We start from the raw sequence: 25,541 nt of genomic DNA on the forward strand, positions 1-25,541 counted from the left end.
AGGGCGGGCAGAGCGGGCGGGGCTTATTTCAACTCATCAACCATGGTGATAGCGCGACCAATATAGTTGGCCGGCGTCATCGCTTTCAGGCGCACTTTCTCGTCCTCCGGCAGCGCCAGGCTGTCGATAAACTGCTTCATGCCTTCGGCGTCAACGCGCTTACCGCGGGTCAGCTCTTTCAGTTTTTCGTACGGCTTCTCAATGCCGTAACGGCGCATCACCGTCTGGATCGGCTCGGCCAGCACTTCCCAGTTGTGATCCAGCTCATCCAACAGACGGTCGCGGTTCACTTCCAGTTTGCTGACGCCTTTCAGAGTCGACTGGTAAGCGATCAGCGCATAACCGACGCCGACGCCGAGATTACGCAGCACCGTCGAGTCGGTCAGATCGCGCTGCCAGCGCGAGACCGGCAGTTTGCTCGCCAGGTGTTGCAGCACGGCATTGGACAGGCCGAGGTTGCCTTCGGAGTTTTCAAAGTCAATCGGGTTCACTTTATGCGGCATGGTCGAGGAGCCAATCTCCCCGGCGATGGTCTTCTGCTTAAAGTGGTTCAGGGCGATATAACCCCAGACGTCGCGGTCGAAGTCGATGAGGATGGTGTTGAAGCGCGCCATGCAGTCAAACAGCTCGGCGATGTAGTCATGGGGCTCAATCTGCGTGGTGTAGGGGTTCCACTCAATGCCTAATGAGGTGACAAACTCTTCGCTGAACTGGTGCCAGTCCACTTCCGGATAGGCGGCGATGTGGGCGTTATAGTTACCGACCGCGCCGTTGATTTTGCCGAGAATTTCCACCTGATTGAGCTGGCGGTACTGGCGCTCCATACGGTAAGCGACGTTCGCCATCTCTTTACCGATGGTCGACGGGGTGGCCGGTTGACCGTGGGTGCGCGACAGCAGCGGAATATCACGGTATTCAACGGCCAGCGCTTTCACCGCGTCAATCAGCTGACGCCAGTAGGGCAGGATCACCTCATCACGAGCGCTTTTCAGCATCAGGGCGTGGGAGAGGTTGTTGATATCTTCGGAGGTGCAGGCGAAGTGGATAAACTCAGAGACCGCGTGCAGTTCCGGAACCTCGGCCACTTTCTCTTTCAGAAAGTACTCCACCGCTTTCACGTCGTGGTTAGTGGTGCGCTCAATGGTTTTGATGCGCTGCGCATCTTCAACCGAGAAGTCCGTCACAATTTTATCGAGGAAACCGTTTGCGTGGTCGGCAAAAGCAGGAACTTCCTTGATCGCCGCGTGTGCCGCCAGTTTTTGCAGCCAGCGTACTTCAACCTGAACGCGAAACTTCAGCAAACCGAATTCGCTGAAGATCCCGCGCAGCGCGCTGACTTTATCGCCGTAGCGTCCATCGACAGGGGAAACGGCGGTCAGTGAGGATAATTCCATAAGTCACAACTCCGGGAGGTTAACAATGAGCGAGAATGTGTTTGGCCTGTGTCGACAGGCGATTACGGGAAAACATTAACTGTAGCCGACCGCCGCCCACTTGGTGCCACAGCACGGCGGCGCGGATGCCAGCCAGCAGGGTGGCGCGCACTTTGGCCTGCACCTGCGCGCTTTGCAAAATGGCAGGGGAGCCGGTGACCTGAATGCGTGGCCCGAGCGGGCTGATGACGTCGACATAGATGGCGGCCATCGCACTCAGCAGGGTGTCGGATTGCAGATCGAAGTGTTCAAGCTGGCGCTGCAGGCCGCCAATGCGGTTGCCGAGCGTCTCCATCGCCGCTTTTTTTGCCGCCAGCTTGCGCTCGAGCACCATCATGCTCAGGGTGTAGCGGGTCACTTCCCCGTTCAGCCCCTGGCGGTTGCTGCCGTTGAGCACGCCAAGCAGCGACTCCAGGCCAATGCGCAGGTTGGCTTCGCTGCCGCCAAACACGCCGAGGGTGGAGTCCGGGTTCATATCGATAACGCTATTAAGGGAAACGTGCAGCGCGTCGGCGTCACAGTGGCCCTGGTGCGCAAGCTCCTGCACCAGACGTGCTGACTGACAGATGCCTGCCAGCGCCAGGGTAATGTCGTAATAGTTCTTCGCCACACTTACTCCTTTTTGTGCCCGCGTCTGACTGCATCTGCGCGGGCGTTAGCCAGTCCGATATCGCTAAAACAGAGTTAAACCGGCAGCGGCAGGCGCTGCTCGATAATGCCGCCGCCAAGGCAGACGTCATCCAGATAGAAGACGGCGGATTGACCAGGCGTGACGGCAGCCACCGGCTCGTCGAAACGCACTTCAATGCGATCGTCGTCCAGCGCCGTGACGGTGCAGGGAATATCCTGCTGGCGGTAGCGGGTTTTCACCGTACAGCGCAGCGTGCCGTTGACCGGCTCGCGATCGACCCAGTGCAGCTGCTGGGCAATCAGCCCGACCGACATCAGGCGCGGGTGATCGTGGCCCTGGGCGACGATAAGGATATTGTTTTCGACATCTTTGTCGACCACATACCACGGATCTTCGCTGCCCTCTTTGGTGCCGCCGATGCCTAAGCCTTTGCGCTGGCCTAATGTGTGGTACATCAGGCCCTGGTGTTCGCCGATCGCTTCGCCATCAACGGTGACGATTTTGCCCGGCTGTGCGGGCAGATAGCGGCCGAGGAACTCGCGGAATTTGCGCTCGCCGATAAAGCAGATACCGGTTGAGTCTTTCTTTTTCGCGGTGGCAAGGCCCAGCTCTTCGGCGATTTTACGCACCTGCGGCTTTTCCAGCTCGCCGACCGGGAAGAGGCTCTGGGCGATCTGTTCATGGCCCAGCGTATAGAGGAAGTAGCTCTGATCCTTGTTGCCGTCGAGACCGCGCAGCAGGCGGCTTTTGCCGTCGACATCGGCGCGGCGCACATAGTGGCCGGTGGCAATATAATCCGCGCCAAGATCTTCGGCGGCGAACTCAAGGAAGGCTTTAAATTTGATCTCTTTGTTGCAGAGAATATCGGGGTTCGGCGTGCGCCCGGCTTTGTACTCCGCAAGGAAGTGCTCAAAGACGTTGTCCCAGTACTCTGCGGCAAAATTGACGGTGTGAAGCTCAATGCCGAGCTTGTCGCAGACGGCCTGCGCGTCGGCCAGATCCGCCGCCGCGGTGCAGTATTCCTCGCCGTCATCCTCTTCCCAGTTCTTCATGAACAGGCCTTCCACCTTGTAACCTTGTTGCTGCAACAAGTAGGCGGAAACGGAAGAGTCGACACCGCCGGACATGCCGACGATCACTTTTTTTGGGCTATCAGACATAGAATACTCACAACGAAGAACTTCAGGGCGGCGTATTCTAGCACGCACTGCTCGCTCAGGCATCCCCTGTAAACGGCCAGTTAAATTCTCCGATTGTCGCCAGCGGCAGACGCTGGCCGCTCTGGTAGCTGCGAATACTCTCGGCAACCAGCGGCGAGCGCAGGTTTGACGCGGTGAGGATCTCTTCAGCCGTGACCCACAAACAGCGGTCGATGTCGCTGTCGTGCGGCTCAGTGGCGCACATTTCGTTAAGCTCGATGGCAAACAGGAAGCGCAAAAAAGGCGTGCTGTCGGGGGCTATCCACTGATGCATGCGGATAAAGTGCTGCGGCGCGGCGTCGATGCCGGTCTCTTCCCATAACTCGCGCTTTGCGGCCTGCACTAATGTTTCGTCCGCTTCAAGATGACCGGCAGGCTGGTTCCACAACACTTTGTCGCGGATCGTCTCTTCGACAACGAGGAACTTTCCCTGCGCATGAACCACACAGGCTACGGTGACATGGGGTTTAAACATCGATTTCTCCCTGGCAGTTAAGCGTCACGCCATTCGCCATTGGCGAGGTTTTCCAGCGTGTAGTTTCCCATAGCGTAGCGGATGAGGCGCAAAGTGGGAAAGCCAACGTGGGCAGTCATTCGCCGCACCTGGCGATTGCGGCCTTCATAAAGGGTGATTTTAAGCCAACTGGCCGGGATCGATTTGCGCTCGCGAATCGGCGGGTTGCGCGGCCACAGCCAGGCGGGCTCCTCGACGCGCTCAACTTCAGCGGGCAGGGTAGGGCCATCGTTGAGCGTCACACCAGTGCGTAACTGTGCAAGCGCCTCTTCCGTGGGTTCACCTTCGACCTGCACATAGTAGATTTTCCCGGTGCGTTTACCCGGCTGGGTCAACCGCGCTTGCAGCGCGCCGTCGTTTGTTAACACCAGTAACCCTTCGCTGTCGCGATCGAGACGGCCTGCGGCATAGACGCCGGGAACGTCGATATACTCTTTCAAGGTGCTGCGCCCGGCTTCGTCGGTGAACTGGGGTAAAACATCGTAGGGTTTATTAAACAAAATCACGCGCGTTGGCGCGCTTTTTTCAGCCGTTCGGGCGGGTTGTCGTGAGCTGAATCGCTCAAGCTTGTGATTTCTATAAGAAGTTTTCTTCATGGTATTTTCACAGGTTATCAATTGCCGCATTATAGCGGAATCATGATTGCCTTTCATGGCGTCGAACTATCGGTTAGTATTGACGGGCTCATTACAATTCATTAACAAAAAAACGGTTTGCTCTGTGTGATTCACGTAACAGGTGAGCGGACGCAGTCTGAGCGCCCCGGCATGAAGTCAGCGAGCAAAACAACCAGAAGCGCTCGAAGGAGAGGTGAATGGAAAGCAAAGTAGTTGTTCCGGCGGAAGGTAGTAAGATCACCCTGCAAAATGGCAAGCTCAACGTTCCTGTTAACCCGATTATCCCGTTTATTGAAGGCGACGGTATCGGCGTTGACGTGACCCCGGCAATGCTGAAAGTGGTCGATGCCGCTGTGGAAAAAGCCTACAAAGGTGAGCGTAAAATTTCCTGGATGGAGATTTACACGGGCGAGAAATCGACCCAGGTTTATGGCCAGGATGTCTGGCTGCCGCCTGAAACACTTGATCTGATTCGTGATTACCGCGTAGCGATTAAAGGCCCTCTGACCACCCCGGTTGGCGGCGGTATCCGTTCTCTGAACGTTGCCCTGCGCCAGGAGCTGGATCTCTATGTCTGCCTGCGCCCGGTGCGCTACTACCAGGGCACCCCGAGCCCGGTGAAACAGCCTGAGCTGACCGACATGGTCATCTTCCGTGAGAACTCCGAAGATATCTACGCTGGCATCGAGTGGAAAGCTGACTCTGCCGACGCGGAAAAAGTGATCAAATTCCTGCGCGAAGAGATGGGCGTGAAGAAAATTCGCTTCCCGGAACATTGCGGTATCGGCATCAAGCCGTGCTCCGAAGAGGGCACCAAACGCCTGGTTCGCGCAGCGATCGAATATGCCATCACCAACGACCGTGACTCCGTGACGCTGGTGCACAAAGGCAACATCATGAAGTTCACCGAAGGCGCGTTCAAAGATTGGGGTTACCAGCTGGCTCAGCAAGAGTTTGGCGGTGAGCTGATCGACGGCGGCCCGTGGCAGAAAATCAAGAACCCGAAAACCGGCAAAGAGATCATCATTAAAGATGTGATCGCCGATGCGTTCCTGCAGCAGATCCTGCTGCGTCCGGCAGAGTATGACGTTATCGCCTGTATGAACCTGAACGGCGACTACATCTCCGACGCCCTGGCGGCGCAGGTTGGCGGTATCGGTATCGCACCTGGCGCGAACATCGGTGACGAGTGCGCACTGTTCGAAGCGACCCACGGCACCGCGCCGAAATACGCAGGCCAGGATAAAGTGAACCCGGGCTCCATCATTCTGTCCGCAGAAATGATGCTGCGTCATATGGAGTGGTTCGAAGCCGCAGACCTGATCGTTAAAGGTATGGAAGGCGCGATTGCTGCCAAAACCGTGACCTACGATTTCGAACGTCTGATGGATGGCGCTAAGCTGCTGAAATGTTCAGAGTTTGGCGACGCGATTATCGCGAATATGTAATCCGCGCTGCGGGTTGTATGAGAACGGGAACCGAATGGTTCCCGTTTTTTATTGGGCGGTGGAGTTCTTCCCCAAAACCTTCCCCAAAACCTTCCCCAAAACCTTCCCCAAAACTCCCTCTTCACGACCCTGTTTTTGCGCTCACTACCACCCAGTCTTTCCCTCGGTCATCATTATATCTGTCCGTCATTTTCTGCGTCTTATACCCAAGGAGTTTTTGCGTATCTATAGCCTGGTCTCTGTATAGCCGTTCCGATAAAGAACGCTGCTCATGGAAAGTAGGGGCTAACGACCCTCACTACCTGACAGGACACGGGTAGGGTGGAATGGGCGCGCAGGCGCACGACTTGTTTGTGATCCCGCTTTGCAGAGCGTTGCGCACTGACACCATGGCACTCGCCGAAATATGCTGCGAGAAATCACACGTTAGGATCCTGCTTAAAGATTTTAGCGACAAGATGCTTGCTAAATTCAAAAAAAATGGGTGGGGTTTTTCTAACGATGGGTATTGTATATCCTGCTCAGAACCCGCTCATAGTAGCGGGTTTTTATTTGGCGTTAGTCACTTTCCGGATGTCTGGTTTTCCAGTTAGTCAGTTCACAACTTATTCAGTTAAGGCTACAACCTTTTGCTGAAAAAGTTCTTCCTGTCATGAAATATGGAGCAGAATTTTTTGTAAAAAGGAACGCCATGTTTCACCCCATGGGGCTGGTGAAAATTGACTCTCTGCAAGCGCAGTCATAGTGCGGTTTAACTCCTCATCACTTTGTATGGCAATTGCCTGAGAAGCCTGTTGTTTGAGATTGCGAATAGCTAATTCGTTTTCCATCTCAACATAAGAAGTCATAATTTCGTCGATGTTTTCGCCAAATATTTGATAATCCGGACCGAAAAAAATCACCAGAAGCTTTCTTAGTGTTTCGTAATTTTTGTCCATTATTTATCCCATGAATGGATAGGCAGTTAAAACGTAATAAGGCTTGTTGTTATACATTTTTTTGAGAAGAACAATTCGTACTACATAAAGAGTTTCTTTGGCCTGACTCCCTTGGCGGAAACCGTAACCAACTGCTGAGCCTGATTTATATGTAATATCCAGCGTATTTTCTGCGCTTCGGGACAGATTTGCCCAGTGCAGAATTTTCAACCGGTTGGCTTTAAGTGCAGAACTGATAACTTTTTCAGCCTGCTCCAGCTTAAAAAAAGACGATGTGGACTGCATTTGAGGGGTTCTGGCAAGGCGAGCCAGCAACTCTTCTTCAGGAACAGCGATATGTTTCGCCATTGTATGACCACCAGCCTTAATACCTTTTACAGCTTCATGCTCTGCCAGCCTGAAATTGCCTGCGCGAACGTAGGCAACCCGGGAAGCGCCAAGCGACAAGCCGAAGGCTACCGGCACTGCAATATCAACAGTCAAACCGATGTTTAATGCGGTATCCTCATCCGCGCCAAACTGACGGGCTGTCTGCACAGCCAGCTGGTAAGCCGCTGTGCGGGTATCACGCCCTGTAATTGTCTGGTCGATGGCTGCCTGCAGTGAATCCATGCTATGAGCGCCAACAACAACACAGGCTGCCTTGGTCAGCGTGGTAGGTTCAGGTGTGACGCAAAGGACTGTCGCACCAACCAGCTCTAATGTCCCCATAACCACGCCGAGACCGCCGAGAAGGCGGTTTTGCATGGTTTCGGCTTCAGTTACGGTTTTATCCGACAGGACCGCTGCCATTTGAACTGGTGACATAACAATCTGTAATCCATCACTCATATTTTTTCTCCAGAGTTCTTCGAGATCGATAATAGAAAAAGTCTCTACGCTTCGCAAAAAGGATGATCCGAACAAAGCCTTTTTATTCTTTTTTTATGCCAACAATCTCAGTTTCGCTTTTATGCGTGGATTTTCCTTTCCCCTCATTTCGAGAGGACTCACAGCAAACGAGGGGGCTTAATGTCCGAATCTGTATCCGGGTCTGCTGCGGCGTCCTGCGCCTTAACTGGTGCCAGTCTTTATGGGCTTCTGACTGGTACTGATTACAGTGTCGTTTTTGGCGCTTTCGCCGGCGCGGCGTTCTACGTGGCAACTGCCGCCGATCTGACTTTGCCGCGGCGAACGGCATATTTCGTTGTCTCGGACTTTGCAGGTGTGTACGGTCCGGGCTGGGGGCCACGAAAGCGACGTATTGAAACTGGTGAAGGTGAAGCTGACGCAGGGCCAGTTTGATGCGCTGGTTTCTTTCGCCTACAAGCTCGGCGCCCGCGCGCTGTCGACTCCCACGCTGCTGAAAAAGCTTAACGATGGTGACTCGCCGGTGCTGCTGATGAGTTCCCGCGCTGGAATAAGTCTGGTGGCAAAGTACTGCCTGGCCTTACGCGGCGTCGTGAGGCAGAACGGGCACTGTTCCTCTCGGACAGCAAAAAATGATCTCCAGTTGGAAAGCCGCCGCGGCTTTGCTTTTACTCGCAGGCGTTCTGTCCATCACCTAGACGATCAACCATTACCGCAATAACGCCATCACCTTCAAAGACCAGCGCGATAAAGCCACCCACAGCCTGAAGTTGGCGAAAGACACAATTGGCGGCATGCAGACCCGGCAGCACGATGTCGCTGCGCTTGATGCCAAATACACGAGAGAACTGACAGATGCTAAAGCCACTATCGATAAGTTTGAGCGCGATGTTGCTACTGGCAAGCGTCGGTTGCAGCTCAACGCCAGATGTCCAGCGCGCGGAGCGACCGGCACCACGAGCATGGATGATGGTACCGGCCCACGACTTAATGACGCCGCTAATCGAAATTATTTCATCTTCAGAGAGCGAATCGAAACAATGACCAAGCAGGTCGGCTACCTGCAGGACTACATCAACACACGATGTCTAAAGTGAGGTAATCATGGCAGTTCAAAATTTGGATAATCCAACCAAATTTCGCGAAGAGAGGGATAAGCAGGTCGAAGAAAATGCGAAGTAGCGCATTACAGAAGCCTGCAATGAGGGGCTTCGATAATGCTTTATCTGGATAAGTCTCAAGGGTAATCTGATCATCCGATTACTTAATGGATGGCTAAAGATGGACAATTACTTTAAATCTTCTGACGCACGAATTTCTGACGCGGAGCACCAACGTTTAGTGGCTACAAAGGCTGCCCTTGATATCATAAAGGCTGCGCTATCAGCCCCGACAAATGCGAAAAATGTTGCTTACGATTTAGAAGAGGCTATAAAAAAGCTCCCGCAGTTGGCTGATGCTATTCAGAAAACGATTGGAAGGTAATTCCAAAAAAAAACTTATATTTAAAAAAAATTAGTTGCAGGAAAAAGCCACTTTCAGCAGGTGGCTTTTTTATTACTTACTCATGGGAAAATTCACCGCAGTAGTAAAAAAGTAATTAGCCGATAATCAAAAGTTATTCCCCCTTGATAGGGAATGAGGCTATCGATGTCCGACATCTACGAAATCACGATCACTACTCAGGACGGCGAAAAGTACTCCGGTAAGATGACGCGCCGTCAGCCATAACAGGTTAATAGCTTTGTCGCACCGGCATACTAAACGGATACTGGATTTACTTCGCGCCGACGGCATGGACGATGCCTCCAGCCCGCACTTACAGACGCCTTTCAACGGGATTACTTCACCCTCAGAAAGCGAGCAGAAAGGGTAATTAGGCAACTGACAGGCCTGCAAGCATATGTGCGTTAGCCGTGGTTAAACTAATTAACTCAATGAGGCACATTGATGGGTGTGTTTTTTCACAACATTTGTTAGATTGAAGGTGCTCTTTCTGGTTTCTTAACCATCATAGCTAGCAGGTGACTAATGTTTGGTGATAATGAATATTTCGACGAACAAGATTTCGACGAAAATGATGATGATCATGAAGATGAAATGGATGATCTGAATGATATCTATGGCTATGAAAATGAAGAAGATAATGATGAAGCGGCGCTTGATGATGTTTTAAAAGCCAGCGAAAGATAAATTTTCATCATGATTCTATAAACCGCCTTCGGGCGGTTTTTTTATTGGAGCCAATATGACCGACACCTACCGCATCACAGTAAAAACAATTCAGGTGAAACTCATGTTGGCCTGCTGAACAGACCACAACCTGAAATCGTCAACAGCTTCATTGGTGTGGCAAAGGAAGATGGCGCTTGGGTATACCTTCCGCCGGAAGACGTGCTTAAGATGGAGTACGTGCCAGAGCAGACTGAATAAAGTCCCAGCGTTCCAGATACTTCTCGTCTTCACCTTTTGCGATTTTGAAGAGTGGGGCACTGTGATGCCAGGTGGAATTACTCACGACTACTTCGCTGGGAACGATGAAAACTTCAGGAGCATTTCTTGTGGTTATGTCCTCAGACATATTGCAAAACACGTAAAAGAAATCTGGAGAGGCAGCAGGCATGTGTTTGCCGACCATCCATTGACGTGGCTGACTTCTTGCCCAAGAGCCTTTAACCTGAATGCTGATGCTCTTTGAACCGTTAATTGTGGCAATTATATCCACGGCGCTTGAGCCACTTGTGGTAAGTGCTGCGCTTATGCCCAAGCGCGACAGCATATAAGCTACGAAGTATTCACCTGCATCACCGGCGTTCTTGGAAGTGCGCTTAATTACTTCAGACATACTCAATCCTTGGAGTTAATAATGGCACTCACCGACAAACAAGAAATGTTCTGTCGCGAGTACCTCATCGATTTAAACTCTACGCAAGCGACTATTCGGGGAGGTGGACAGCGAAAAGACCGCGAACGAACAGGGCGCTGAAAACTTAGCGAAACTTAGCATTCAGACCAGAATCTACGAGCTAAAAGCGCAGCGCAACGATCTGATTGGCATAAATGCGATATATTTTCTGAATCGCTTTGAAGAAATCAGCTGCCATTTCTGCAACCTTCTCGATACCGAGCGGGAAAAAGTAAGCGCTGAACTTTCTGAGACGGCGAATCACTCTGTCGAAGCACAGGAAGCTGCGCGCTGCCTGGCTATCGCCAGTTAAAAATGCTGGAAGCTTGTATGTGGTAATGCGCTGCAGTTGCGCGTCTGATTGTGGACCAATACAAAGCTTACCTGCTGGTGGGTTTGATAACGGTATCCAGATCAAGATTTTCTCTATACCCATGCTGCTTGTATACTTTTTGTAAAGCGTTAGTGCTAACTTCTCTTAGGTCTAAATGAGGAGGGCACTATGGCACGAGAAGGTGATATTCGGAAGCGTGTAGATGATGCTAGATTCAATATTTCGCATGGAAAGTATGAGGCAGCCTTAGCTTTGCTACTTGTGGCTATAGATGGTTCTGCTAAAAAAGTATATCCCGACAGAATAAAATCAATTTTAAATCCAAAAAAAGAGATGGGGAACAGAGAGCGTTATACCCGATTTCTTGGGGTAAGGCTTCGTGAGGTTCTTGGGTTTGGTGTTCATGAAAATGCATATTATGAAGGTAAATTGATTCCTATTTCTAATTCAGAAGAATCCTTAGAAGAAAAAATATATTGTGGTCTACGTTGTAATGAGTTACACGAGTCTGGTTTACCAGATGACCTGCGGTATGTTTATCTGCCTGAAAGCTCAAGTTCAGCATATAGCCTGCAATTTACAGAGAGTAACGTGGTTTTTTCAGCGGGGCTCTTGAGTCTTTTAGAGGAAGTCATAGTCAAGGCGCCTTGTAATGGCAAAGAGTTTGGAATAAATCATTACAGGCTTAGAGCTAAATCTGATGATGGTTTTAAAAAATTCATTGAGTTTTATGAAAAAGATAATGAGAACTTTTCCCTCGTTATCAATACTCTTAAGCGTTTGATTAGTAAAGTTGGGCCACAAATTTACAGTACGGAAGAGCACTTAATTGAAACATTGCTTAATAAGAATCTAGTGAAATTAGGTGGGGGAGCAACAAGGTTGTTTTTCAATCCTTTCAACAACCCGATATGCATGAGTGTAGAACGATTATCACCTTTTGGATTAGAGGTAATAAAAGTAATGCTTAAAGAGATGGAGTTTGTGGATATTGCTCAATAGGATTTTTTATTTTTTTTATAATACTCAAAATATACATGCTCTTAAATTTTCGATCAGGCTCTGGAACACCAGAGCCTTTTGTATAACGCAGCGCGTACTCAAGAATCGAGAGTATTTCAGTCATGAGCCAAGGGAAAGCCGCTTTCTCGGGCGACTGTCCCATGTGACAGGCTCACATCAAAATAAGATTTATGCAGGTCACTATCAATGGTGCCCCTACGCGCCTGTCAGCAACACGACCCGTAGCCGGATCGGTATAGCCATTTCCACGCATAATCGCGCAGGCGTAATCAGCCAGGCGCTGGAGTATCACCTCCGACATTTGCTTGCCGGCGCGCTGGTGGTTGTCGTTGATGGCGGTCACCGTCACCAGCAGTAGTGCCCGAAGGCGTAAAGTTTATCCGGCATTATTTTTTACTTGGAATGGTGGCATCGAAGGATGTCAGCCTTACCGCGCTAATGGAGTAAGCATCTATTTCTATGTGAAGATGATGCCTTGCCATTGCTGACAGCTAGTGGTTGCCTTACATCGAATCACCTGGGCCACATCTGGCTAATCATTTTCTTAAGCTAGTTGGGTCGGGTAGGCTACGCGATATAGCTGAGCTTTATTGGGAAGATAAGCATGCATACTACACTGGCCTGCGCGGCGTGATGTTCTATTACCACAGCAGAGCGATTGAGCGTGTCAGCGGCTTCGGCCCGATTTACGGCCGCGAGATGTATGAGGACAGCGATCTTGCCTTGAACATCAACAGATTCTTACTGACTGGCAGCCGCCGTCAGTCGCGGTCAGCCTGCTTTATCCTCATCAGCGCTTTCTTTCTCCTGCCATACGCGCATTTGCTGACTGGGTCGACGAGCTTTTCCAGAATGAAACTCACGGGAAGATTAATACGTCGGACTAACATCGCTTTCCAGCCGATCGAATCAAAAGGTAAAGAGGCAGAAGATCCGCCTGGCACCCAAAACGGATAAGGACAATAAAAGGTATGTGAAATAAATCGGTGAACGAAAGCAATGCTTATTAGCTATTCGTTTCCTGATCGGTGAGCCCCAGCGTTGGCGGTACGATATCTTCAAATATTGCGATCAGCTGGGGATCCATAAAGAGATAATCATCGGGGATATCAAGGACATGCAGAGGTTTAAATGCGATGACCCGACCATATTCAGCCACTAAACGGTTTTTATGCTTTTGTTCCATAACACAAATGACATCGGCCCATTGAAGCAATTCGTAAGAGACTCTCTTTTTTGCATTTCGGCTTGTGCCCGCAGAGCGCACATTAAGAGATGGATGACGGCGGAACACCTGTTCCGCCGTAGGGCTTCGCCATTGATTACGGCTGCATATAAAAAGTACTTTCATCAACGCGTTGGTACTCTTCCAGGCCTTGCATAGCAAGTTGCTGGTTAGTGATACGCGGATACTCAAATCCCAGTTGTGCCGCACGCAGTAATTTATCTGACCGCGTGTAGAGCATCTTCCAGTTTTTTTCGCCACGAAAAGTTAATGAGGCCGTATGAGCATCGCGAGATCGGTTACGTTGTTTCTGCGCTTTGCGCCAGCCTCGGTTACGTGTTGTTTCCATTGCTTCTCTCTCAGATTGATCGGGGTCAGCAGCCGCGATAATACGGGGAGAACAATCCGGGAGATTCTAGCATCTTGCGGGCATATTTTGCATACAGGTTATCGCCACTAAGCCATTCCGGGCACCACGGCTTTTTAAAACCACCGCTCTGCTCCCGTATTAAACTCCCCAAAAGCGTCATCAGTTGGCTGGTAACCCAGCACCTCGCGGGTACGGGCTCGATCGAATCGCTTACACCGGGATATTAATCAAGCGGCGGCAGATCGGTGAGGAGCTTTACGAAGCGTTTTCTTACTTCCTTATATCCGTTATTTTCATAAAATTTGTGCGCTTTAACCCTTTTTTCGCTGCTTGATAGTTCAATCTGAGAACATTTCTTGATAGCCGCGATGCGTTCAGAGGCGATAAGGAGTTGCTGCCCCACGCCTTGTCCTCGTGACGACTCATCTATTACCAGCGCTGAGATTAATGCCCATAAGTTATTTTCATGAACAGGCATGATGAAGTTTATGACAATAACGCCACAAACCTCTTTCTCTGATTCGGCAACTAAAGTACACAGCGTGTCATGCTGGTCACGGATACGTTGTTCTAAGCTCGCACTCTCTGTCTTATAGCCCAATTGCAGGAAGAGACGTTTTAACGATGGAATGTCTTTGAGTTCCGCTGCTCTGATTGAAATCATTGTGATCGCTTCCTTATTTTGACTTCGATAAAGATATTCAGATTTGACTAATCAATTCAACAAAATTTCTGAGACGAGCATCCGTACTATGCGCAGGGGCTGATATTGTTGGCATTGTGTTATGTTGTTAACCGGATGCCGTTCATGGTGGGCGGAGCGGCCGGCACTGTTACCGTTGGAGAAGATGAATGACTAGTGATGTGATCGCGTTTTCTGCTATTGGCGTAGCTATCCTGTTTGGCGCAATGAGCCCGGGAGTAAGCTTTCTTCTCGTTGCCCGAACGGCCATGTCCAGTTCAAGACGGGCCGCTTTAGCTGTTGCTGCAGGTATGGGTTTTGGTGCGTTTATTTTTGCTGTCATCGCGTTAGCGGGTCTACACACCCTGCTGACGTTGATCCCGTCACTGTACACAGGGCTGAAGCTTGCAGGCGGTTGCTATCTTTTATGGCTGGCTTTGAAAATGTTTCGTCGTCCTTCAAATCGTTTTAATGATTTGGCCGAAACAGAGGAAGTCAGCGCCTCAAAAGCATTTATGACTGGCGTATTTACGCAGATCAGCAATCCCCATACAGCACTGGTATTTGCCAGTATTTTTTCCGCAGCGCTTAGCAAAAATATTCAGCCTGTTATGTACATCATCCTGCCAACAATGGCATTCGTTATTGATGTGCTCTGGTATGCAGTCGTTGCATGCTTATTATCAACTCACGGGCCACGGCAGGCTTACATTAAATACCGTAAGTTTATAGATAAACTAAGCGGAGGCATTGTGGCGTTACTTGGAATACGGCTGCTGCTGAAGTAGTTCAGTAAGCCGGGGCAGTTGGGTAGCTTCAGAGCGCGGCGAGAAAAGAATGGTACTTAGGGTGAATAACAAAACAGATAAATCTTCCTGAAGGTAAAAGCGCTGCCAGAGCAGCGCTTTTTAGTAATTAATAATCCTGTGTAAAAGTCAAAAATCAGAAACTTTCCCAGTCTGTATTAGTGACTGCACTGCTGCCCGATGCGGGTTTTGTTTGCAGCTGTTGTGTTCTGGCGATCGGCGTACTTGCCGCTTTTCCGACATACCCTGCGTTTTCGCTGAGCGTAAAAGTAGAGACCAGGCTCGACAAGGTTTCAGCCTGCTCCTGCAGGGATTTAGATGCCGAAGAGGCTTCTTCAACCAGTGAGGCGTTTTGCTGGGTCACTTCATCCATTTGCCCGATCGCCAGGTGAACCTGCTCAATGCCTTTACTCTGTTCATTGGTTGCAGCCGCGATTTCGTTAACCAAATCCGCGACCTGCCGCACCGCATTGCTCACATTTTCTGTGTTACTTCCCACATTCGCTGCCTGGTTAAGACCCTGCTCAACCTGGGAAACAGAAAGAGAAATGAGATCTTTTATTTCGCGCGCAGCAGAAGAGGAACGTTGTGCCAGGCTGCGCACTTCAGAAGCAACCACCGCAAACCCTCTGCCATGCTCGCCTGCACGCGCAGCCTCTACCGCCGCGTTAAGCGCCAGGATGTTGGTCTGGAAGGCGATACCTTCAATCAGGCCCGTGATATCGGAGATTTTTTCTGAGCTTCCGCGAATCTCTGACATCGTTTCCAGCATCTGGCTGACTGCGCCCGCATTCATGCTTGATAAATTGTTAGCGTTATTCGCCAGTTCGCTTGCCTGAACGGCGCCTTCAGCATTCTGGCGAACGGTATCACTCAGAGTGGCCATACTGGCAGAGGTCTGCTCCAGAGAGGCGGCCTGCTCTTCGGTTCGTGATGAGAGGTCTTCATTCCCTGCGGCAATTTGCGCGGAGCCTGTGCTGACCGATTGTGCAGCATGGTTCACCGATAACAGCGTTGTCGAAACTTTCTCCAGCAGGCCGTTAAAGGCCGATGCGGTCTGGCCTATTTCATCGTTTCTGTAGACAGTAGCAGTCTGGGTGAGGTCGAGATTGTTACTGACCTCTGTCATTGTGCTCTTTATGCTGTTAAGGCTGCGCTTGATGCCCTGAATAATATTGATGGAAAATAGACCAAGCAGAAGGATCACCACCGCTGCGGCACTGGTCATCATCCACCACGTTTGTGAATAAATGCTCTTGTTTTGTTCTCGCAGAGCGTCGCCAATTTTTATATTTAATTCAATCTGGTTAGTGAAATCGGCTTCCATTTTACGGGATGCGGCACCCAGACCATCTTCACTTTTCAGAAGCGACAAAGATAACGCATTGTCGTGATTTCTTGAGGCAGCTAAAAAAGCGGGTAACGCCGCACGAACGGCTTCGATATTACGGTATGCCTGCTCGGTCATCGCTTTATCTTCATCGTTGGAAATATCATTTGCCATATAATAATCCGTGAGCGATTTCAGCTTGTTCAGCAAGTTGTTTATTCTCTCTTCGGCCGCAGCCTGGCCGGCGCTGTCCAACGCCGTCTGGTGACGGTAAAACGCGATGCCCAGCTGGCTGGTGGTGCTGATTGATTTATTCAAATCCTTGATGCTGGGTATGGCATTGACCTGTACATACTCAAAGCGCGACTGGAAGCCCGAAATCACCGAAAGAGAGACGGCAACAACCGCGAAAAGTGACAGAGCGAGCAAAGAAAATGCCAGCGACAAACGCTGTGTGATAGTCATAAGAACCCTGGTGTTATTAGTAAATGAAGCAAAAAGGGGTTATCGACGCCGCTTTTAAAGGCTTTAATGATATTTAATAAATATATTTTTTTGAAAAAAATGGCTAGTTCGTGAATTTATGCTAGGCAGCTTTTATCACCGAAATTAATTTCATTATTCTCTTTCATGTTAAATAACTTAATTAATTACTGTTGCGAAAGTGCCTGATCCATATATGAATTTTTTAATAAAATAAACAGAACATAGCCGCGATAAAATTTAACCAGACGTCTTTCATGGTTATTAAGTTGGGCAATAATCCCGTTCAGACCGGCGACAGAACGCGCTCAACGTGAACGCTTCGTCCGACAGCCAGCCGTTACCGTTAGTCTCAGCGGTAGCGTCTGGCTGCTGGCGTTACCCGCCAGCAGCGGGTCGAATGCGGCTATCAGGGACCTTTTGTCAGGCAAGTTTGAACACCGCAGCCGAGCGGTTTAGATGCGCAGCCTGATCTTCCAGCGAGGCGGCAGCAGCAGCGGCCTGTTGAACCAGTGCGGCGTTTTGTTGCGTCACTTCATCCATTTGGGTGATAGCGATGCTGACATGCTCAATACCGTTCACCTGCTCGCCAGAGGCGGTGTAGATTTCGGCCATAATTGCAGAGACGTTGTTGATCGCCGTGACTACCCCGGTCATGGTTTTACCCGCTTGGGCGACCAGGTCGGTGCCTTCCGATATGCGGCTATTTGAGGCTTCAATCAGCGCTTTAATCTCTTTTGCCGCCGTCGCGCTGCGCTGGGCAAGCGCGCGCACTTCGCTTGCTACCACGGCAAATCCACGGCCTTGCTCACCGGCACGGGCTGCTTCCACCGCAGCATTAAGCGCCAGGATATTGGTCTGGAAGGCGATGCTTTCAATGGTGCTGATGATATCGCCGACGCTTTTCGAGCTGTCAAAAATTGCCGCCATGGTGGTGACCACTTTATCCACAACTTTGCCTCCCTGCTGCGCGACGTCGGACGCATCAGACGCAAGGCTGCTGGCGTTTTGCGCGTTAGAGGCATTTTGCCTTACTGTCGCCGTCAGTTGCTCCATGCTGGCTGAGGTCTCTTCCAGCGAAGCAGCCTGCTGTTCCGTTCGTGAAGAGAGATCGGTATTGCCCATCGCCACTTCTTTAGAGGCGCTGTCGATGGAGGTTGCGGCGGTCTGAATATCAGAGACCACTTTTTTAAGCTGCTCCTGCATGGCGGTGAGGGTGACGATCAGAACACCGGCTTCATCTTTTGAACGCGCAACCAGGCGGGTGGAGAGATCGCCCGAGGCAATCGCCTTCGCTGCGTTTACCGCTTCCCCAAGCGGAAGGGTGATGGAACGGGCAAGGGCATAGCCCAAGCCTGAAGCGATAAGTACACCTAACAGCGCGCCGATAAACAACGCCAGCCGGGTCTGCGTTTCAACGGAGTCGACAGAACCCTGACGCTCGCCGAGCAGTTTTTTTTCATTGTTGACGATTTCATCAATGGTGGCGCGCATTTGATCCATCTGCGGCTTGCCGGTGTTAGCTTCGAAGGCGGCAGTGAAATCGGCCTGCGTCATTGACCCGGCATTGAGTGCGCGACGATTATTCAGTAATTCAGTAACAAATTTATTCCCCCACTCTTGTTCCTGCTGCAGCAAATTATTCAGGCGATCCTGCTGTGTAGGGTTATCAGAAGTTAAGCTTTTCGTCTCCTGCAAAACTTTAACGAACTCCTCTTTGCCTGAGCTCCACGGAGCCAGCATTTCCTCTTTGCCGTTAATAGCATAGCCGCGTAGGCCGGTTTCCATATTTACCAGGCTTTGGGTTAAGGCTCGGCTTTTATCAATGACGCGCCAGCTATGTATATTCCATTCGTTGGTACTGACAATTCTGGAAAAGTTATTGTAGAAAGTGGCGCAGAGTAATAGCAGCAAAATTAAAACGGCACCAAAGGCAAAAGAAAACTTCTTTTTAATCGGTAAATTTCTGAACATTTCAACCTCGTTCTACAGAGAAAGACAGAGCAGCTCCATGAGCCCTAAAACAGATAAGTTATCGGCATCGATTAATCTGTCTTTAACTAAAACTTGCCGAACTATGGACAACGAAGAATATATCCATTCTGGTTTTTTCCTATGCGCCTGATTTTAAGGAAATCGCGCACTGCAAACGCCAGCGGTGAAGCAGGATATATCGTTTGCGCTGTTGGTGTGGCGCAAGCAGGGCAGTGCAGAACTGTGCCAGCCAGCAAAATCAGGCAGAAATCCTGCGTCTTACACACACAGGATTTCCCCATTTTAACTTTCCCTGACGCGTTATAAGAATGAGACTAACTGCCCGTAATAAGGACTTAGTGACTCAGACCACGGCGTTGTGTTTATTTACTGATAAACAGTGGCTTTCTTCATGGATATAAGTTCGCTGATTCCTGCTCTTTTATTAAAGCCTGTTCCAGAAAATGAATCGCGTTATTTAACGCCTGGTCGGCTTCTGGCAGAGTACCGGCCAGAAGATGCCATACATGAAACATCCCAGGCCACACTTCGAGTGTTGTTCGCACACGCGCTTCGCCTAAATTTGCAGCCAGCCGGACAGCATCGCTCAGCATAACCTCATTCTCACCAATCTGGATGAGGATGGGCGCAAGCCCCTGGACATTTGCATAAACCGGGGAGGCATCAGGATGGGTGGCAAGCTCTTCTGCAAGAAAGCATCTTGCCAGCCTGTTAAGAAAGTCGACGCTACAAAGGGGATCAATTCCGTCACGGGTCGTCGCAGATGAACCGCTATGGGTAAGGTTAGCCCAGGGAGAGATTGCCACTCCTGCGGCCGGAAGCGGAATACCCGCGTCACGGGCCTTGCGCATGATCGTCACCACCATCGCGCCACCGGCTGAATCACCTGTTAGCACGAGATTTTCCGGCTGGACGCCGCTATCGAGAAGGGCACGATAAGCTGAAAAAACATCATCTATTGGTGTAGGGAAAGGGAATTCAGGCGCCTGCCGGTAATCTGGTGTGTACACCCGGGCTTTTAATGCTTTAGCAATACGTCCAGTGAGGCCGCGGTATGCTTCGACACCGCCGTGGACATAGCCGCCGCCATGAATATAAAGCACCACTCTGTTGCCGGTATGTTCATCTCCCTCACTGATCATCGCGGGCGTATTGCCTAACGTGCTTGTCTTGTAGGTGACCCCTTCGATCGCAGGGAAGATTTTTTCAAGTCCCTGCATATAGCGGGCGCGAACCTCAGGCCAGCTGGCTTCTGACGTACCGTATACCTTTTCGACAACCGGACCAGCTGCACTGATCCATCCATCCAGAGTTTTTTGAGCGTTTTTCGACAACATTATTGAATCCTCACTGATTGAAATTCTACAATCTGTAGTATATTTAAATGATTGGCGAAAAAGGTTCCCCAATGACGGGCAGAAAAATCGCGTCGCCAGAGAGTGCCGGCTCAGCTCTGGAAATTAACGCATTACGTATCTTTGTTGCTGTGGCAGAGGCGGGCAGTTTCATTGCTGGCGGTAAGGCAATGGGGCTGACGCGTTCTGCCGCAGGCAAAGCCATTGCGCGTTTAGAAGCTCACCTTGAGACGCGGCTTTTTCAGCGTACAACCCGCCGTTTGTCGCTTACGACAGAGGGGCACGAATTTTATCATCGTTGCAGCCAGATACTGGAGGATTTAGACGAAGCTGAAGCGACTATCCGTCAGAATCTGCCGTTGCCGAAAGGCATCCTCAGACTGACCGTGTCAGAAGGCTACGGCAAAATGATCGTTCTGCCCTTTATCAATGAATTTTTGCGGGCCTCACCAGATATAAGTATTGAAATCAGCTTCAGCGATCGGGTTGTTGACCTTGTAGAAGAGGGGTTCGATCTTGCAATACGTGTAGGCAACGCAACCACCAGTTATCAATACATCACCCAGGTGATCGACAGAACAAGTCCACAACTTTGGGCTTCACCTGATTATATCCGTCAGGCAGGCATGCCTGAATCACTTGCTGAGATTAAAAACCACCGTCGACTCGTTTATGGTCTGGGCGCGGCTTCCACCGCATGGACTCTCGTTGATAAAGCGCAGGGACAGGTAACAGTGAACGGTCGCAATCACGTCAGGTTTGACAGCGGGGATGCCATTCGTACAGCAGCTATAGCCGGGCTGGGTATCGGATTTCTCCCCTCATTTATGGTTGAGAAGGATATTCAGGAAGGACGCCTGGCCCAGGTGCTGCCCGACACGCAAGGCGAAGAGGTCGCTATTCATGCTATCTACCCCAACCGCCGCCATCTTCCTGTCAGGGTGCGGGCTTTTATTGATAGCTTTAAATCTTTCCTGAGTAACAGAAAAAACAGCAGCGTATGACGCTATATTGTTCGGTAGCCCTACGCTGCCAGAAGGGACGTTTTCATTCCCGCTCATCACCGGTACGGTGATTTTTAAAACCATCGCCCGAGTACGCTCTGCTATTTGAACAACTCCGCGCCCGGAATAAATTCGCGAAAAGCATCATCACTCAAAATAAGGCCTTAAAACTTCCTCAGTCCACTTCATAAACGCTCTGACACGCGGCGACAAATTGCGCCGGTGTGCGACAACAAAAGAGGCGGTGATTGGCTCAGGGCGCAGATCGGGCAGGATCTCAACCAGCGCGCCGCGCTGGATATGCGTTAACAGTGAAGGGTAGCCACCCTGAATCAATCCCAGCCCCGCAAGACCCGCATCATGATAAGCGGGAACGCTGTTGACCGTGACTGCACCGGGCAGCATCAGCGACTTATAACCGTCTTCCGACGGATACTCCCATCCGTCAGGTCTGGAACCAAAATTGCGGATGTAGTGCACCATCCTGTGCCTTTGATTGAGAAGATCCTCGAGGGTCTCTGGTCTACCAAAGCGGCTGAGATAGCGCGGGCTGGCGGCATTTATCATGCGTAAATGACCCAGCGGCCTGGCAATAAGCGTCTCATCGACAATGGGGCCCAGCCGCACCACGCAGTCAAACCCCTCCTGCACCAGATCGACGCGGCGATCGGTGCTTGAAAGCTCTATCTCCAGTTCAGGGTGTGCTTCCAGAAACTGGGGCAGGGCAGGGATCACCACGCTTTGCGCCAGGATCGCAGGCATATCCACGCGCAACTTTCCCTTTAGCGGCATGCCGGATGTAGTGAACATTGAGCGCAGATCGTCGGCTTCAGCGAGAAGATCCCGCGCGCGGGCATAAAAAGCCCGCCCGTCTTCCGTCAGCTGCACGCTTCGAGTTGTGCGATGAAGAAGCGTAGCGCCCAGTTCCTGCTCAAGTTCGCGCACCACCATTGAAGCCCGCCCTTTCTGGATCCCCAGGCTTTCCGCTGCCTGGGTAAAGCTCTTCAGTTCTGCCACTCGAGCAAAAATAACCAAAGGCTCAAGATTCTTCATTGTTCATCCTCAGGGTAACAGTGCGTATTTTCTGGCGCTGTTTATGCAGGTATTAAAACTCAATAGAGTACTTTCACACAGTGTATTTCGCATCACGTTTTCTGAAGGCAAATGAGGAGTAAACAGAAATGAATAAAGGTTATTTAATCGGCCATGTGACCGTCTCAAATCCTGACGCCTATGCTGAATATGCCCGCGCAGCGGGGGAGGCTATGCAGGCCTTCGCGCCAAAGATCATTGCCTGGTCCGGGCAGTATGAAAACCTTGAGGGCGAGTCGCATCAACGGCATGTGATTTTTGAGTTCGCTTCCTTTGAAGAAGCTAAGCGCTTCTATGAGAGCCCTGCGTATCAGGCGGCAAAAAAACTGCGTGCAGGTGCGGCGACCGGCACCTTTGTTTTGGTTGAAGGTAGTAGTCTTTAATCAGGCATAAGCGTGGGCGCTTCTCGCGTATGGCTGGATCCTCAACCACATTCAATAAAGGTCACCGCAGACTAAGAAAAGGGGACATTTGCTCAGGTTGTAACGTTGTAATCAGGGGGGTAAACTTACCGGCACTCGAGTAGACCGTGTCGCCTGAAGGGAAAACCCTATTGAAAACCCCTAATTTCTCTGAGCTGATAAAAATGACAGCTCTGCAACTGTTCAAAGAAAACGGGTTGAATAAGGTTTCAACCCGTGATTTAACGCAAAAACTCAATATTTCACGAAGCCACATCTATCACTATTATCGTGATTGGGAAAGTCTCAAAATAGATGCTATCCAGTACATGCTGGATAAGGATATTAATGAATACCATAACTTTTCACAGGCTTCTGAAGGCTTAAGCGCGACTGAGAACGTTCTCCACTATATTCAATATCTGCTGCCTGACGCACCTTCCGCACACTGGTTGCTGTATCTTGAACTCTGGCCAATGGCCGCCCGCGATAATAATTATGCTCAATTAGTTCACAATCAATACCTCAGGTGGAGGAACATCCTCGAGGAAATTATTAACCTCGGCATTAAGGAAAAAGAGTTCCTCACCCAGGACGCCTCAGCTTCCGCCCGCAAAATAAATGCATTAATAGATGGTTACTCCAGTATGCTGATCCTTGAGTTTACTGCTGAAAAGCGCGCTATTTATATCAGAGAACTTTCTGAGCTTTCTTTTGAGATAATTAAAGTAAGCTCCCGGTGAAGTATGCAAATGCCTTGCGGGAGTCATTACTTTTTTATGTCAAAATAAGACAAAATTCGCACCATTTTACTCTCCGCAGTCGTGTTGCCTGGCATTGTGGAATCAATCCAGGTCTCATCAGCCTCTGGGTGTGGGCCAGAAAGCAGCACGGTACCTTTACCATATTTATAGCGTGCCATGGCGATATCGCCGTTCTCATAATAGGCAATTGCTTTGAAACCATCGCTTGGATCGCCATTCTCCATATAGGGTCCATCCTGATAATAAAAAGGCTCACGTTTATTATTCCAGTCTATCTGCAGCGTGTAATCACCCTGATCGTAGGCGCGCGATCCCGGCCTGCCTACTTCTGACTCCATTGAAGTATCGACCAACCCAATCCAATCTTTGTCTGCGAGGTAAGCGCCCATGCAAAGACCAATAAAGCCTTTGCCGCTTTTTACAAAATTACGGACAGCCTCTGCACCTTCATCGCTGAGTGCCTCATAAGAAGCAGGGATATCCTGTCCTCCTCCAGGCTGAACGTAGATATCAAAACTTCTCAACGTTTGTTCATTCACTTTGAGTTTTTCAGCTTCGCCTACATAGGTAATATCCAGCGGTAACCCTGTTTTCATCAACGATTTGTAGACCATTTCGGAACAGCCAGAGCATCCGGCCTGACCGCGATAAAGGGCGATGTGATAAGTCTTGTAATCCTGGACTCCAGCCGCGGCAGTACCGTAAGAAGGGGTTAAAAAGAACAAAGCTAATAAGGTTAACCTACTTATTGTTGCGGATTTTCTTGCCTGTTTTAAAAGAAACATATGAATGATTCCCCTGTCATATAAATGTCATCTTCCCGCCAGTTAAAGATTTGCAGGTCACGCCAGTACCTTTTGCATAATTAGAGCGTCCGCTCAAATTTATGCGTATCGTCGTTTAAGTCAAGTTTTTTTGTTTAAGTAAGATAAAAGAAAAAGGCAGCTGAACTGAAAAATTTAGCGTCCATTTCGAGGTCAACTACCTGTTTCGGTTGCGATATGTACAGGTGGTAGAGTGAAATGGCGGGTAAAAACAGGCGCAGAATTTTGTTGTGAACCAGAACCGTTGAAAAGTCATTACAGTAACTATTCTCGCGGATTCACACTGTCTGTTTTATTAATGGCGTTGGGCGGTGTAGTAAATTTTGGCGGGCAAGTGTTGCTTCCTCTCTATTTTAGAAAGGGTTGCCAAAAGTCACTGGCAGAGGCGGGTTTACTTCTTACCCACAATTAATCACTTATGCGGCAGGCTTTGCTGGCAGCGTCATGCCAAAGGCGAATGTCAGCAACCTTGCTGCACATCACGTTGCGGGATCTGCCGTTCTCTTTGCGGCAAAATAGTGTGCTGGCGTGCTGCCCATGGTTTTCTTGAACATGGTGATAAAGGCGTTAACCGACTCATAGCCCAGGTTGGCCGCCACGTTTTGTACCGAAACTCCGCTTGCCAGCTCCCGCAGGGCAACGATCAGATGCAGTTGCTGACGCCATCGCCCGAAGGTCAGGCCCGTTTCGCGCAGCATCAAGCGGGCTAAAGAGCGCTCGCTGAGCGCCAGCCGCTTTGCCCAGCTTTTAAAGGTGCTCCGATCTTCCGGATGGCTGACCAGCGCATCGGCCATGGTGCGGATTTTGGGATGCGCCGACACCGGCAGGCTCAGTTTCTGCTGCGGCATGGTGGCGAGCTCATCAAGCGTCACGCGGGTCAGCCTGCCAGCATGGCTCTGTGCGGCGCAATCCACCTCTTCATGGGTTAAGCGCTCCACCAGCGCTTTGATCAGCGGTGAAATCGCCAGCGTGCAGCATCTCTCCGGCAGCGCGGCGGCACCCGGTTCAATAAACAGATAGTTAAGATGCGCATTCCAGGTCGCTTTGGCGCTATGCGCGATCCCGCCTGGGATCCACATCGCGCAATCTGGCGGCACGATCCAGAGATCATTTTCCGCCCGGCAAATCACCGCGCCGTACAAGGCAATGATCAGTTGCCCCTTGCGGTGCGTATGAACCGGCACTTCTGCTGCGTAATCCACGAAATCAATATGGCGTGCAACCGCCGGGCCGGAGGTGCTGTCCGGATCAAACAGAGTATGGGCAAGTCGGGGTGTCATCACTTTGGCAACATTTAGGTATTTTTTGACAGAATAGGG

General features: G+C 50.4%; 26 protein-coding genes and 7 pseudogenes. 14 read left to right on the forward strand and 19 right to left on the reverse strand.

Annotation, left to right across the window (positions count from 1 at the left end; genetic code table 11):
* Window positions 1-23 precede the first annotated feature (23 nt).
* The 5 genes from purB to rluE all read right to left on the reverse strand — a co-directional run bounded on the left by purB (window position 24) and on the right by rluE (window position 4,403).
* Entirely contained in the window at window positions 24-1,394 is a 1,371-nt protein-coding gene (gene purB / locus ACWPW2_RS07500) for an adenylosuccinate lyase (RefSeq protein WP_187802156.1), read from the reverse strand.
* A 19-nt stretch (window positions 1,395-1,413) separates the two neighbouring features.
* Window positions 1,414-2,043: a high frequency lysogenization protein HflD gene (hflD, locus tag ACWPW2_RS07505; RefSeq protein ID WP_023481656.1), complete on the reverse strand. Its 630-nt coding sequence runs from the start codon at window positions 2,041-2,043 to the stop codon at window positions 1,414-1,416.
* A gap of 74 nt (window positions 2,044-2,117) precedes the next feature.
* Window positions 2,118-3,224, reverse strand: coding sequence for a tRNA 2-thiouridine(34) synthase MnmA (gene mnmA, locus ACWPW2_RS07510; RefSeq protein ID WP_042717548.1), 1,107 nt, complete (start codon window positions 3,222-3,224; stop codon window positions 2,118-2,120).
* A 55-nt stretch (window positions 3,225-3,279) separates the two neighbouring features.
* A complete protein-coding gene (locus tag ACWPW2_RS07515; RefSeq protein WP_454122167.1) occupies window positions 3,280-3,738 on the reverse strand; it encodes an NUDIX hydrolase in 459 nt (152 codons plus the stop codon).
* 17 nt (window positions 3,739-3,755) lie between these two features.
* A complete protein-coding gene (rluE, locus tag ACWPW2_RS07520) occupies window positions 3,756-4,403 on the reverse strand; it encodes a 23S rRNA pseudouridine(2457) synthase RluE (protein WP_139567072.1) in 648 nt (215 codons plus the stop codon).
* Between the two features lie 188 nt (window positions 4,404-4,591).
* Here rluE and icd point away from each other — a divergent pair, with 188 nt between their 5' ends.
* Window positions 4,592-5,842 carry an NADP-dependent isocitrate dehydrogenase gene (gene icd, locus ACWPW2_RS07525; protein WP_023481567.1) on the forward strand — a complete coding sequence of 417 codons (1,251 nt, stop codon included), beginning with the start codon at window positions 4,592-4,594 and terminating at the stop codon, window positions 5,840-5,842.
* Window positions 5,843-5,963: 121 nt separating this feature from the next.
* On the opposite strand, the pseudogene ACWPW2_RS07530 reads toward icd, so the two are convergent.
* The 3 genes and pseudogenes from ACWPW2_RS07530 to ACWPW2_RS07540 form a co-directional block, all read right to left on the reverse strand.
* Window positions 5,964-6,128, reverse strand: a pseudogene (locus ACWPW2_RS07530) (integrase); the annotation flags it as partial.
* 364 nt (window positions 6,129-6,492) lie between these two features.
* Window positions 6,493-6,780 carry a contact-dependent growth inhibition system immunity protein gene (locus tag ACWPW2_RS07535; RefSeq protein WP_454122170.1) on the reverse strand — a complete coding sequence of 96 codons (288 nt, stop codon included), beginning with the start codon at window positions 6,778-6,780 and terminating at the stop codon, window positions 6,493-6,495.
* 3 nt (window positions 6,781-6,783) lie between these two features.
* Window positions 6,784-7,611, reverse strand: coding sequence for an RNase A-like domain-containing protein (locus ACWPW2_RS07540; protein WP_454122172.1), 828 nt, complete (start codon window positions 7,609-7,611; stop codon window positions 6,784-6,786).
* Between the two features lie 180 nt (window positions 7,612-7,791).
* Here ACWPW2_RS07540 and ACWPW2_RS07545 point away from each other — a divergent pair.
* From ACWPW2_RS07545 to ACWPW2_RS07570, 6 genes and pseudogenes are all read left to right on the forward strand, one after another.
* Window positions 7,792-8,001: pseudogene (locus ACWPW2_RS07545) on the forward strand (putative holin); the annotation flags it as partial.
* Between the two features lie 4 nt (window positions 8,002-8,005).
* Window positions 8,006-8,265 (forward strand): annotated as a pseudogene (locus ACWPW2_RS07550) (lysozyme); the annotation flags it as partial.
* A 65-nt stretch (window positions 8,266-8,330) separates the two neighbouring features.
* A pseudogene (locus ACWPW2_RS07555) lies at window positions 8,331-8,726 on the forward strand (lysis protein); the annotation flags it as partial.
* A gap of 184 nt (window positions 8,727-8,910) precedes the next feature.
* Window positions 8,911-9,114, forward strand: coding sequence for a hypothetical protein (locus ACWPW2_RS07560; RefSeq protein ID WP_454122174.1), 204 nt, complete (start codon window positions 8,911-8,913; stop codon window positions 9,112-9,114).
* Window positions 9,115-9,477: 363 nt separating this feature from the next.
* Window positions 9,478-9,543, forward strand: a pseudogene (locus ACWPW2_RS07565) (hypothetical protein); the annotation flags it as partial.
* 117 nt (window positions 9,544-9,660) lie between these two features.
* The gene (locus ACWPW2_RS07570) at window positions 9,661-9,822 is read left to right on the forward strand and encodes a hypothetical protein (RefSeq protein ID WP_454122176.1); all 162 of its coding nucleotides are present in this window, start codon (window positions 9,661-9,663) and stop codon (window positions 9,820-9,822) included.
* Between the two features lie 205 nt (window positions 9,823-10,027).
* Here the strand turns inward: ACWPW2_RS07570 and ACWPW2_RS07575 are convergent, their stop codons facing one another.
* Window positions 10,028-10,474, reverse strand: a complete 447-nt coding sequence (locus ACWPW2_RS07575; protein ID WP_454122178.1) for a hypothetical protein — start codon at window positions 10,472-10,474, stop codon at window positions 10,028-10,030.
* Window positions 10,475-10,495: 21 nt separating this feature from the next.
* On the opposite strand from ACWPW2_RS07575, the pseudogene ACWPW2_RS07580 reads away from it, so the two are divergent.
* A pseudogene (locus ACWPW2_RS07580) lies at window positions 10,496-10,724 on the forward strand (terminase small subunit); the annotation flags it as partial.
* On the opposite strand, the gene ACWPW2_RS07585 reads toward ACWPW2_RS07580, so the two are convergent.
* Window positions 10,656-10,970, reverse strand: a complete 315-nt coding sequence (locus ACWPW2_RS07585; RefSeq protein WP_454123670.1) for a hypothetical protein — start codon at window positions 10,968-10,970, stop codon at window positions 10,656-10,658. The pseudogene ACWPW2_RS07580 and the gene ACWPW2_RS07585 sit on opposite strands and share 69 nt — an antisense overlap.
* Window positions 10,971-11,036: 66 nt before the next feature.
* On the opposite strand from ACWPW2_RS07585, the gene ACWPW2_RS07590 reads away from it, so the two are divergent.
* Together ACWPW2_RS07590 and ACWPW2_RS07595 are read left to right on the forward strand one after the other, a co-directional pair.
* Complete coding sequence (locus ACWPW2_RS07590) at window positions 11,037-11,870, forward strand: hypothetical protein (RefSeq protein ID WP_454122180.1); 834 nt, start codon at window positions 11,037-11,039, stop codon at window positions 11,868-11,870.
* 755 nt (window positions 11,871-12,625) lie between these two features.
* Window positions 12,626-12,778, forward strand: a pseudogene (locus ACWPW2_RS07595) (LysR family transcriptional regulator); the annotation flags it as partial.
* A 119-nt stretch (window positions 12,779-12,897) separates the two neighbouring features.
* On the opposite strand, the gene ACWPW2_RS07600 reads toward ACWPW2_RS07595, so the two are convergent.
* The 3 genes from ACWPW2_RS07600 to ACWPW2_RS07610 form a co-directional block, all read right to left on the reverse strand.
* Entirely contained in the window at window positions 12,898-13,242 is a 345-nt protein-coding gene (locus ACWPW2_RS07600; protein ID WP_454122182.1) for a low molecular weight protein tyrosine phosphatase family protein, read from the reverse strand.
* On the reverse strand, window positions 13,214-13,465 hold the full coding sequence (locus ACWPW2_RS07605) for a hypothetical protein (RefSeq protein ID WP_454122184.1): 252 nt from the start codon (window positions 13,463-13,465) through the stop codon (window positions 13,214-13,216). The genes ACWPW2_RS07600 and ACWPW2_RS07605 overlap by 29 nt, the downstream gene beginning before the upstream one ends.
* Before the next feature lie 244 nt (window positions 13,466-13,709).
* Window positions 13,710-14,150, reverse strand: a complete 441-nt coding sequence (locus tag ACWPW2_RS07610; RefSeq protein WP_454122186.1) for a GNAT family N-acetyltransferase — start codon at window positions 14,148-14,150, stop codon at window positions 13,710-13,712.
* Window positions 14,151-14,338: 188 nt separating this feature from the next.
* Between ACWPW2_RS07610 and ACWPW2_RS07615 the strand changes: the two genes are divergently transcribed.
* On the forward strand, window positions 14,339-14,956 hold the full coding sequence (locus ACWPW2_RS07615) for a LysE family translocator (protein ID WP_454122188.1): 618 nt from the start codon (window positions 14,339-14,341) through the stop codon (window positions 14,954-14,956).
* A 154-nt stretch (window positions 14,957-15,110) separates the two neighbouring features.
* Here the strand turns inward: ACWPW2_RS07615 and ACWPW2_RS07620 are convergent, their stop codons facing one another.
* The 3 genes from ACWPW2_RS07620 to ACWPW2_RS07630 all read right to left on the reverse strand — a co-directional run bounded on the left by ACWPW2_RS07620 (window position 15,111) and on the right by ACWPW2_RS07630 (window position 20,119).
* Entirely contained in the window at window positions 15,111-16,769 is a 1,659-nt protein-coding gene (locus ACWPW2_RS07620) for a methyl-accepting chemotaxis protein (RefSeq protein ID WP_454122190.1), read from the reverse strand.
* A gap of 441 nt (window positions 16,770-17,210) precedes the next feature.
* Window positions 17,211-18,761 carry a methyl-accepting chemotaxis protein gene (locus ACWPW2_RS07625; protein ID WP_454122192.1) on the reverse strand — a complete coding sequence of 517 codons (1,551 nt, stop codon included), beginning with the start codon at window positions 18,759-18,761 and terminating at the stop codon, window positions 17,211-17,213.
* Window positions 18,762-19,171: 410 nt separating this feature from the next.
* Window positions 19,172-20,119 (reverse strand): alpha/beta hydrolase, encoded by a 948-nt coding sequence (locus tag ACWPW2_RS07630; protein WP_454122194.1) that lies wholly within the window; start codon window positions 20,117-20,119, stop codon window positions 19,172-19,174.
* Window positions 20,120-20,190: 71 nt separating this feature from the next.
* On the opposite strand from ACWPW2_RS07630, the gene ACWPW2_RS07635 reads away from it, so the two are divergent.
* On the forward strand, window positions 20,191-21,141 hold the full coding sequence (locus tag ACWPW2_RS07635) for a LysR family transcriptional regulator (protein WP_454122196.1): 951 nt from the start codon (window positions 20,191-20,193) through the stop codon (window positions 21,139-21,141).
* Window positions 21,142-21,288: 147 nt separating this feature from the next.
* Here the strand turns inward: ACWPW2_RS07635 and ACWPW2_RS07640 are convergent, their stop codons facing one another.
* On the reverse strand, window positions 21,289-22,194 hold the full coding sequence (locus tag ACWPW2_RS07640) for a LysR substrate-binding domain-containing protein (RefSeq protein WP_454122198.1): 906 nt from the start codon (window positions 22,192-22,194) through the stop codon (window positions 21,289-21,291).
* 128 nt (window positions 22,195-22,322) lie between these two features.
* On the opposite strand from ACWPW2_RS07640, the gene ACWPW2_RS07645 reads away from it, so the two are divergent.
* Both ACWPW2_RS07645 and ACWPW2_RS07650 read left to right on the forward strand, forming a co-directional pair.
* Window positions 22,323-22,616: a DUF1330 domain-containing protein gene (locus tag ACWPW2_RS07645; protein ID WP_454122200.1), complete on the forward strand. Its 294-nt coding sequence runs from the start codon at window positions 22,323-22,325 to the stop codon at window positions 22,614-22,616.
* Window positions 22,617-22,786: 170 nt separating this feature from the next.
* Complete coding sequence (locus ACWPW2_RS07650) at window positions 22,787-23,377, forward strand: TetR/AcrR family transcriptional regulator (protein WP_454122202.1); 591 nt, start codon at window positions 22,787-22,789, stop codon at window positions 23,375-23,377.
* Window positions 23,378-23,403: 26 nt separating this feature from the next.
* Here the strand turns inward: ACWPW2_RS07650 and ACWPW2_RS07655 are convergent, their stop codons facing one another.
* Together ACWPW2_RS07655 and ACWPW2_RS07660 are read right to left on the reverse strand one after the other, a co-directional pair.
* Window positions 23,404-24,183: a BPL-N domain-containing protein gene (locus tag ACWPW2_RS07655; protein ID WP_454122204.1), complete on the reverse strand. Its 780-nt coding sequence runs from the start codon at window positions 24,181-24,183 to the stop codon at window positions 23,404-23,406.
* A gap of 518 nt (window positions 24,184-24,701) precedes the next feature.
* A complete protein-coding gene (locus ACWPW2_RS07660; RefSeq protein ID WP_454123603.1) occupies window positions 24,702-25,502 on the reverse strand; it encodes an AraC family transcriptional regulator in 801 nt (266 codons plus the stop codon).
* Between the last annotated feature and the right edge of the window lie 39 nt (window positions 25,503-25,541).

The sequence above is a fragment of the Kosakonia sp. Marseille-Q7440 genome, from assembly GCF_965119485.1.